Here is an 8,890-nt window from a genome sequence, read left to right as displayed (position 1 = left end):
AAGCGGATCAATGTCGATCGGGTCGATGAGGCGTTGTCGACGAATCCGACGAAGATCGCGACGGGTTGCCCGTTCTGCCGGGTGATGCTCAACGACGGGGTGACCGCGCGTCAGGAGCAGGGTCAGGGCGAGGGTGTCGAGGTTGTCGATGTCTCGCAGTTGATGCTGGACTCGATCACCCGTATCGATTCCGCGGCACTGTCGGCGAACCTGGTCGTCGTCCAGGAGCCCGAAGACGAGCCGGGACCGTCGACCGTCCCGTAGGACCGGAATATTTCCGGTAACCGTACCGATATCTACGGTGTGGCAATGTAATTCATCATTTATGTCGAAGTGATGATGTTTTTCCGGTATCACCGCTGGTGGGTTCCACGGAATCGCCGTCGATGCGAAAATGTCCTCGGACCGAGATCCGGTCCGGCAGAGGATGTTCCGCCGGATCTGGCGGGCAGACTGGAGGGGCAGGATGCATTTCTCGTCTCGAACAAATTCGGGCGCACAACGACTCGGCGTGATCGCCGCTCTCGCGGCAGGTGCTGTCGGCCTCGCGGCCACCACCACCGCGCAGGCCGCACCATCAGCCGCGGCTCCGATCGTGCAGGGTGTCGACAGCGGCGTGGCGTTCACCGCGAGTCCGCTGGCCGATGGCTCCGGGCTCACGGTGTCCGCCCCGGACGGCACGTTCCGGGTCGTCGGCGGTGCGGTCACGCTCACGAACAGGGAGGGCAACGTGGTCGCGGCCGTGCCGACCCGCATCATCACCGGAGCAGGCGATTTCGACCTGGTCGCGGGGATCTCCGCCGACGGCAGGTCAGCGACGCTGACCCCCACCGCCGCACCGGCCGTCGTCACCGCCAACATGGCCGAATTCGTCGACGCGGCCGGTGACACCGAGGCCCGCAAGCAGCACAACGCGGGCATCGGCGCGCTCATCGGCGCCGGCATCGGCGCTGTGCTCGGCTTCTTCCTCGGCGGAGTCGGCGCGCTGGTGACCATCCCGATCGGTGCGGGCATCGGCGCCCTCATCGGCTACTCGACGCCGTAACGGGTCCCGAGTGGTGGCCGGCCTCGCGCGGTCACCACTCGGACCGTCGCCGGGTCGCCACCACAGGGTAGGCACCGGAGGACACACGAGTGTTCAACGAAACTGTCTGTGGGACAAGATAAGTTGAGCAGCGAAGCCGTGAGACCGCGCGGCGCTCAGTTGGCTCCGCTGTGTCCGACCCCGCACGCTATCCGACCGCTCATCAGGGCCGGACATTTCACCAACTCCCCGCGCGGCCGCAGCAGTCGTCGGGTGGGTGGATCGTGGCGGCGGTACTCGTGATCGTGGGCGGCCCCGGCATCACCCTAGCCGTCGGCCAAGACCTCGGCTCCGCCCTCGCAGGCCCGATCCTGCTCGCGGTGGCCATCGCGATCACCGCCGTCCTGCTCGGCATCGCCATTCTGATCGTCACCCTCATCCGCCGCAGCCGCGCCCAGCGACCACCGGCAAGCGGATTCAGGCCCGCGATGCCTCCATCGATCTAGACGATGCTCCCGCGCAGGGCAGATGCCTTCGCGGCAGTTCGCAGCCGGCCGCTCGTCCGATCAGCCGGCTCGGACTTCTCACCATCGCGGCTAAGGTCGGCAAGGTTGGCATAGCGGCCGAATCGAGGGAGCGATCATGAACGCGTCGAACGAGCGCACACCCAGTGGCTGGGAGGACATCGTCGCCGCGGATCCGGCGCATTCGAGCCGGTATGTGGAGCGCTTCCGGACGCTTGCCACGCAGGGGACCGACATCGTAGGTGAGGCGCGGTTGGTCGACGCGATGCTCGGACGTGGCAGCCGGGTGCTCGACGCGGGGTGCGGGCCGGGGCGGACCGGTGGATACCTGCACGATGTGGGGCACACGGTGGTGGGCGTCGATGTCGACCCGGTACTGATCGACGCGGCACGCGCGGACCATCCCGGTCCGACATGGCTGGTCGGCGACCTCGCCGAGCTGGACCTGCCCGTCGCCGACTTCGACGCCATCGTGTGCGCGGGCAATGTGATGACGTTCCTGGCCCCGTCCACCCGGTCGGCGGTGCTGGCGGGATTCGCCGGGCATCTCGCGCCGGGCGGGCGGGCGATCATCGGATTCGGTGCGGACCGCGGCTACGAGTTCGCCGAGTTCCTGACCGACGCCGGATCCGCCGGGCTCACCGTCGACCTGCTGCTGTCGACCTGGGATCTTCGGCCCTTCACCGACGACTCCGACTTCCTGGTCGCGGTGTTCTCCCGAGCACCCAGCCCTGGCACCTCGACACGGTCCGACGCATGATGGTCTCCGAGGAGCACTAGACCAGGAGGCGCAGGTGCCGGAAACGACGGTGGACGAGGTGCTGGCCGAACTGGCCGCCCTCGACAACCCGAAGATGCGCGCGGTGAACGAAAAGCACGGCGACGATCACTGCGTCAACCTCACCGAGCTGCGCGCGCTCGCCAAACGCCTGAAGACACAACCGGCGCTTGCCCGGCAACTCTGGGACACCGACGACACCGCGGCGAAACTCCTCGGCCTGCTGATCTGCCGGCCGAAGATGTTCGAGCGTGACGAACTGGACGCCATGATCCGCCAGGCACGCACACCCAAGGTCCACGACTGGCTCGTCAACTATGTCGTGAAGAAGAACCCGCACGCCGAGGAACTGCGTGTCGCCTGGTTCGACGACCCGGACCCCGTGGTCGCGAGCGCGGGCTGGGCACTGACCACCGAACGAGTCGCGAAGAAGCCCGACGGCCTCGACCTCACCGGTCTGCTCGACCTCGTCGAAGCGCAGATGAAAACCGCACCCGATCGCCTGCAGTGGGCGATGAACCACTGCCTCGCCCAGATCGGTATCGACCACCCCGGCCATCGCGCCCGCGCCCTCGACATCGGCGAACGCCTCCAGGTCTTGAAGGACTACCCCACTCCCCCTGGCTGCACCTCCCCGTTCGCACCCACCTGGATCACCGAGATCGTGCGTCGGCAGAGTGCCTAGTGGTTCCGGTGCGGCGCGCTCACACCGCGGTGGCCGTGCTCGCGATCGTAGGTTGCCCGCGGGCGGCCGATGGCCGTTAGCGTGTCCGCATGGGTGTGGATGAGATCTGTGATCGGTTCGTCGAGGATTACGCGGCCGCTGATCCGGTCACGGCGACCATGTTCGGCATCGCGGGACACGACGATCGCCTGACCGACTATTCGCCTGCCGGGCACGATATTCGGGCGCGGATAGCGCGAAATGCGTTGCACGCCATGCTCGCCGCACAACCTACTGATGACGGCGAACGCGTAGCGAAAGCCGTGTTCACCGAGCGAGTGGGGCTCGACGTGGAGATCCACGACGCCGGGCTCCCCCTCGCCGCGCTGAATGTGATCGAAAGTCCGGTACAGCACATTCGGATGGTGTTCGACGTGATGGCCGCCGAGACTGCCGAGGACTGGGCGGTGATCGCCGAGCGTCTCGCGGGGGTGCCCGAGGCGCTGGCAGGTCTGCGGGCTTCGCTGCTGGTCGCGGCCGAGCGCGGGCAGGTCAGTGCGCTGCGCCAGATCATCAAGGTCGCCGAGCAGGCGGACACCTGGGCGGGTTCCGGCGCGAACACCGGGTTCTTCACCACTTTTGTCGCCGCCGCGGAAGGTGTCGAGGGTGCGCCGCTGGCGCGGCTGCGGCAGGGCGCGCATGCGGCCGAGCAGGCATATGCCGCTCTCGCCGAGTTCCTGCGCGCCGACCTCATGGCGAGCGCGCCCGCCAAGGATGCCGTCGGCGAGCAGACCTACCGGCTCTGGTCACGCTATTTCACCGGCGCGAACCTCGACCTGCGGGAAGCCTACGACTGGGGCTGGGCGGAATTCGCCCGGCTCGAGGCCGAGATGATCGCCGTTGCCGCCCGGATCGCGCCGGGTGCCTCCCTCACCGAGACCGCGACAGCGCTCGACGCAGACCCGAAATACCGGGTGCGCGGGCGGGCCGGACTCCGGGCGTGGCTACAGAAGATGTCCGACGAAGCCCTGACATCGTTGCGCGAGAAGCACTTCGAGATCCCCGACGAGCTCATGCGATTGGAATGCACCATCGCGCCGCCGGGCGGAGTCGTCGGTGCGTATTACATCGGCCCGACCGCCGATTTCCGCCGACCCGGACGCATGACCTGGTCGGTGGAGCCGGACAAAGAGGATTTCACGACCTGGCGCGAGGTCAGCACGGTCTATCACGAGGGTGTGCCGGGCCATCATCTTCAGATCGCGACCGCGGTGTACGAGGCGGATTCGCTGAACACCTACCAGCGGTTGATGTCGTTCACTTCCGGGCACGGCGAGGGGTGGGCGCTCTATGCCGAACGCCTCATGCAGGAACTCGGCTACCTCGACGACGACGGCCACCTGTTCGGGATGCTCTCCCAGCAGCTGTTCCGCGCCGCCCGGGTGGTCGTGGACATCGGGATGCACCTCGAATGGGAGATTCCGGCCGGCGCCGACTTCCACGAGGGCGAGCGGTGGACTCCCGATCTCGGCCTGGAGTTCCTGCTGACGCGGACCCTCGAAGACGAGACCACCGCTCGCGACGAGATCGACCGCTACCTGGGCTGGCCCGGACAGGCGCCCGCCTACAAGATCGGTGAACGCCTCTGGCTGGCGGCTCGCGAGGAAGCCCGGGCGCGCGCTGGAGCGTCGTTCGACATGCGGCGATTCCACACCCGCGCGTTGCGATTGGGCGGTATGGGACTGGACACGATGCGGGCACAACTCGCCGCCATGGAGTGAGCGGACTTCAGAACAGGCTGGTCTGCGCGGGTTCCGGCGTCGCCGTGATCGCGGAGTCGAGTTCGATGCGGCGACCGACCAGGCGGGTGTCGTTGACCAACACGAGTTCGCTCGCGCCCGCGGTGTCGCGGCAGGCGATGGTGTGGCCGTGCGCGGTGACCGCGTCGAGGACGTATTCGCCTGGCTCCCCGGCGATTTCGGTGGCGACCGGGAATCGGCCGTACGCCTGGATCGTGGCGTAGAAGTCCCGCCCGCCCGACCAGGCGATGTCGGTGCGCGTGATGTCGGCGGGCAGCGTGCCCGCGGCGTGCTCGGCCGCGTCGGCGACCGCGGATTCCAGCACCGCCCAGGGGCGCAGCGGTTTCGTGAGGATGCGGGTCTTGGTGACCCCGGCGACCGCCTGCCCGATCCCGGCTCGCTCGGTCACCGTCCGTTCCAGATCTCGAACGTGCAGCCCGTCCGGGGAATCGGTGATGAACCGGGCGACCAGCGCACCCTGTTCGAAGAGACGGCGATTGCGCCGCGACGCCGAAGCCGTACCGACCTTGGTCATCCCGTCCCCGAAATACGCGATGTAGAGATGGTGCGGCTGCGACAGATAAGCCCGGACCTGTTCGGGCAATGCCGTGAGCGGGCCCCGGTGGCTGTGCACCACCGACCACCCCTCGGTGACCCGGCACTGCTCGCACTGGCGCCCGGTCTCGATCCGTGCGCGACGGGGACACGCAACTTTCCCGCGACGTCCCGCACCGAACCCGTTGTAGCCCAAGCAGAATCGTCCCGAATCGGTGATCCGGAACGCCAGCCGCGTGCCGATCCCGGGCAGCAGCTCGGTGGTCCCGTCGTCGCCGAGCAGCTCGTAGAACCATCGACCCTGCTCGTCCCAGCGAGTGCCGCAGTACAGGGCGGTGGAGGTCATCGGTCGAACCTACACCGGCCGGTCGGTGCGGATCACAAGTCGGCAGCCGAAAGATATCTGAACCACCAGTAACCCCGGCACGATTTCCCACACCGTGAATCGGTCACCTACGTTGAGCGCACAGCAGGGGTGCGAAACCGGTAAGGGGAAAACAATGGACGATCTCGAGCTGCTACTCGACACGGCATTCACTGTGACACCGACCGTCCACATGGATTGCCTGACGCAACAGCTGATGGTCGCCGTCGAATCCTGTTCGCGCAACGGAATCCCCTTTCCCCGAATATGGGAAGAGGTCGAAGACGCACTCGACATGGTCCCGGCGGGCATCCCCGCCGAGTGGCGTTCAGAACTGAGGCTCTACCTCAGCGATCACGTGATTTCGGCATTCATGAATGTACCGTCCGACGCGAAACCGTTACCCGGCGTGTGAGCTTTTTCGGACCGGCGCCAACGCTCGATCACCGGTGTTGGACAGATTCCAACGCACCGCCGCGCGGCCTCGGCCGCTGTTAGCGTGCGGCGGTGCGTATCTGGCTGTTCCCGACGATCGTCCTGACCTTGCTCAGTGCGCTGATGGCCACGATGTATCTCGGCTACATCGTGGACCCCGAGAAGAATCTGCACGACTTCCCGATCGCGCTGGTCGACCAGGATGTGGGCGATACGCTCGGTTCACCGCCGCAGTGGCGCGATATCGGCAACGAGATCACCACAGCATTGCGCGACGGTGTCCCCGCGGACAAGATCGACCTGCGCGTACTGGGAATTGCCCAAGCCGAAAGACAGCTACGCAGCGGCGAACTCTACGGCGCGATCATCATCGCGGGCGACTTCACCAAACGACTCGGCAATCTCGGCATGGGAAGCGTGATTCCCGGCGAGATCGAACGTCCCACGATCACCGTGCGGACCAATCCACGCACCGGCGCGTTCGCCTCGGCGATCGTGCAGCGATTCAGCGACCGGGCGTTGACCGAGGTGAACACGCGGATCGGTGAGCAACTACTCGATACCGTGGCCGGGTCACTCGGTCCTGACTACGCACTGCCGGGTGCGACCGCGGTGACACTGCGCAACCCGGTCGAGGTGATCCACACCGAGTTCCATCCACTGCCCGACGGCAGCGGGGCCGGGCTGGGTGCGTTCTTCTACGCTCTCGTACTCCTGCTCGCGGGCACGCTCGGCGCGATGATCGTCCACACGATGGTCGACGGCGCACTGGGATTCGTGCCGACCGAGTACGGGCCGTGGTCACCGCACGTGCGACCCGCGCGGATCTCCCGATGGCGCACACTGCTGCTCAAATGGGGCGTGCTCATCGTCGCGGCGCACCTCGTGGCAGCGGTACTGCTCGTCGTCGCGCGCGTGCTGGAAATGCCGATCGCGCAGCCCCTTCCGCTGTTTCTCTACAGCGCGTTCGCGATGATCGCCGTCGGTGTCACCGGCCTGTCGGTGCTCGCCGCGCTCGGCTCGGCGGGGCTACTGGTGAACTTGATCGTGTTCGTCATTCTCGGGCTGCCGTCCTCGGCCGGTTCGGTGCCGATCGAGGCCACCCCTCGCTACTTCGGCGTGCTGGCCTCGTTCGAACCGCTGCATCAGGTGTACACGGCGGTCCGCGCGATCCTGTACTTCGACGCCGATCTGGGGTCCGGGCTCGCGAGGGGTTTCTGGATGACTGCGCTGGGCCTGGCGGTCGGACTGGTACTCGGCGCGGCGAGCACGTCGGTCTATGACCGCGTCGGCCTGCACCGCAACCGTGCAGCGAACGGTGACCCCACGCGCTTGTGAGTCCGCACAACCCCGGCTGTGAGGCCGTCGTGATCCCACCAGGCCATTCCATGGGACCGGCGACTACGACCTCCGATGTGGCTATGTTGCGATTCACACAAGTCCCACGACCAGCCCCATTCGCTGTCTGCCACACCGGAGTGCACTCGATGAATTCTCAAGCCATGGACCGGATACCCAATCCGCTCACCATCGCGGGCGGCCGGGCCGCGTCGAGTTTTCTGGGAAACGCCGACGAGCTGGTTTCGCAGCTGGTCTCCTATTTCGCCGAGAACGTGATGCCCTGCCAAGCACTGCCGAGCGAGGCGATGCGCGGTGACGTCACCGAGTTCACCCGCCGCTGCCTGGCGCTGGCGATGGAGATGCTGGACAAGCGCACCACGCCGTCCGAGCAGCAACTGGTGGCGCTGCGCGCGGCATCCGCCCAGCACGCGCGGGAAGGCGTGCCCGTCGGCACCTTGTTGCGCGCCTACGCGGAGGGGTTCCGGATCGGCTTCGAGCTCGTCGTCGGGCAGGTGACCGCAGCCGACCTCGCCGAGGTCGTCGCGGGTACCCGCCTGCTGCTGCGCACGCTCGAGGTCATCAACGCGACGGTGACGAGCGCCTATCTCGACGAACAGCGCCAGGTCGCCAAGGAACACCAGACCGGTGCGCAGACGATGGTGTCGGCGCTGCTGAGCGGCCACGGCGTCGGCGCGCTCACCCGGCAGACCGGGATCAGAGTCGCCGATTCCTATCAGGTGGTGGCGCTGATGATTCCGGAGCTGGCCGAGGAGCACGACCCGCGCGTGGACGCGCAGGTGGTGGCGCGCCGCAAACTGCGGCGGGTGCAGGCGGCGCTGGCCGATGCCTTCGCCTCACGATCACTGGCCCTGCTGAGCACCAACGGTGGCACCCTGCTGATCCCGAGCGATGAACCCGAGCTGGTGCGCATGACCGGCGATGTCCTCGCCACGATCAGCGCGACCTCGGGAGTCGAGCTCACCGCGACCCTGGTACCCGCCCCGACCGAGCAGATCCCGCAGGCCACCGAGGAGGCACACGAGCTGCTCGAGCTGGTGCGTGGCATCGCCAAACCCGCTGGGCTGTACGAGCTCTCGGATGTGGCGATCGAATATCAGCTCACCCGCCCCGGTCCGGCGCGCGAGCATCTGGCCGGTGTCATCGCCCCACTCGCCACCCATCCCGAGCTGCTGGAAACGCTGCGGACCTATATGGCCACGGGCCTCAATCGCAAAGCCACCGGCCGGCGGCTGCATGTGCACCCCAACACCATCGACTACCGGCTGCGTCGAGTGAGCGGGCTGACCGACCTCGACCTGACCACCGCGGAGGGCATTCTGCGGGCCCGTATCGCACTGCTCGCCGACGATATGGTGCACACCCGGGGCGCCGCGTGATCTCGCGTG

10 protein-coding genes are annotated in these 8,890 nt (G+C 67.1%); 9 read left to right on the top strand and 1 reads right to left on the bottom strand.

What is annotated here, in order from left to right:
- The 6 genes from ACWDXS_RS32940 to ACWDXS_RS32915 all read left to right on the top strand — a co-directional run.
- Window positions 1-264, top strand: a 264-nt coding sequence (locus ACWDXS_RS32940; protein WP_449971818.1) for a hypothetical protein, incomplete at its 5' end; no start/stop codon positions are given.
- 202 nt (window positions 265-466) lie between these two features.
- Complete coding sequence (locus tag ACWDXS_RS32935; RefSeq protein WP_378995000.1) at window positions 467-1,045, top strand: hypothetical protein; 579 nt, start codon at window positions 467-469, stop codon at window positions 1,043-1,045.
- Between the two features lie 170 nt (window positions 1,046-1,215).
- Complete coding sequence (locus tag ACWDXS_RS32930; RefSeq protein WP_449971815.1) at window positions 1,216-1,530, top strand: hypothetical protein; 315 nt, start codon at window positions 1,216-1,218, stop codon at window positions 1,528-1,530.
- Between the two features lie 136 nt (window positions 1,531-1,666).
- On the top strand, window positions 1,667-2,308 hold the full coding sequence (locus ACWDXS_RS32925) for a class I SAM-dependent methyltransferase (protein WP_378995004.1): 642 nt from the start codon (window positions 1,667-1,669) through the stop codon (window positions 2,306-2,308).
- 34 nt (window positions 2,309-2,342) lie between these two features.
- Window positions 2,343-3,011 (top strand): DNA alkylation repair protein, encoded by a 669-nt coding sequence (locus ACWDXS_RS32920; RefSeq protein ID WP_449971812.1) that lies wholly within the window; start codon window positions 2,343-2,345, stop codon window positions 3,009-3,011.
- An 89-nt stretch (window positions 3,012-3,100) separates the two neighbouring features.
- Entirely contained in the window at window positions 3,101-4,771 is a 1,671-nt protein-coding gene (locus ACWDXS_RS32915; protein ID WP_449971809.1) for a DUF885 domain-containing protein, read from the top strand.
- A gap of 7 nt (window positions 4,772-4,778) precedes the next feature.
- On the opposite strand, the gene ACWDXS_RS32910 is transcribed toward ACWDXS_RS32915, so the two are convergent.
- Window positions 4,779-5,690, bottom strand: a complete 912-nt coding sequence (locus tag ACWDXS_RS32910) for a hypothetical protein (RefSeq protein WP_449971806.1) — start codon at window positions 5,688-5,690, stop codon at window positions 4,779-4,781.
- Window positions 5,691-5,844: 154 nt separating this feature from the next.
- On the opposite strand from ACWDXS_RS32910, the gene ACWDXS_RS32905 reads away from it, so the two are divergent.
- The 3 genes from ACWDXS_RS32905 to ACWDXS_RS32895 all read left to right on the top strand — a co-directional run bounded on the left by ACWDXS_RS32905 (window position 5,845) and on the right by ACWDXS_RS32895 (window position 8,881).
- Window positions 5,845-6,123 carry a hypothetical protein gene (locus ACWDXS_RS32905; RefSeq protein WP_378995012.1) on the top strand — a complete coding sequence of 93 codons (279 nt, stop codon included), beginning with the start codon at window positions 5,845-5,847 and terminating at the stop codon, window positions 6,121-6,123.
- 92 nt (window positions 6,124-6,215) lie between these two features.
- Complete coding sequence (locus tag ACWDXS_RS32900; RefSeq protein ID WP_449971803.1) at window positions 6,216-7,481, top strand: YhgE/Pip domain-containing protein; 1,266 nt, start codon at window positions 6,216-6,218, stop codon at window positions 7,479-7,481.
- Between the two features lie 149 nt (window positions 7,482-7,630).
- A complete protein-coding gene (locus ACWDXS_RS32895; RefSeq protein WP_378995016.1) occupies window positions 7,631-8,881 on the top strand; it encodes a PucR family transcriptional regulator in 1,251 nt (416 codons plus the stop codon).
- The last annotated feature ends 9 nt before the right edge of the window (window positions 8,882-8,890 follow it).

The organism is Nocardia sp. NPDC003183 (assembly GCF_053590715.1).
Note: the sequence above shows the minus strand (reverse complement) of the source record. Positions and strands in the feature narration are given on the sequence as shown.

Excerpts from the sequence above, each read along its gene's own strand:
- ACWDXS_RS32935 (WP_378995000.1), top strand. The coding sequence starts at position 467 with ATGCATTTCTCGTCTCGAACAAATTCGGGCGCACAACGACTCGGCGTG.
- ACWDXS_RS32925 (WP_378995004.1), top strand. The coding sequence starts at position 1,667 with ATGAACGCGTCGAACGAGCGCACACCCAGTGGCTGGGAGGACATCGTC.
- ACWDXS_RS32915 (WP_449971809.1), top strand. The coding sequence starts at position 3,101 with ATGGGTGTGGATGAGATCTGTGATCGGTTCGTCGAGGATTACGCGGCC.
- ACWDXS_RS32910 (WP_449971806.1), bottom strand. The coding sequence starts at position 5,690 with ATGACCTCCACCGCCCTGTACTGCGGCACTCGCTGGGACGAGCAGGGT.
- ACWDXS_RS32905 (WP_378995012.1), top strand. The coding sequence starts at position 5,845 with ATGGACGATCTCGAGCTGCTACTCGACACGGCATTCACTGTGACACCG.
- ACWDXS_RS32895 (WP_378995016.1), top strand. The coding sequence starts at position 7,631 with ATGAATTCTCAAGCCATGGACCGGATACCCAATCCGCTCACCATCGCG.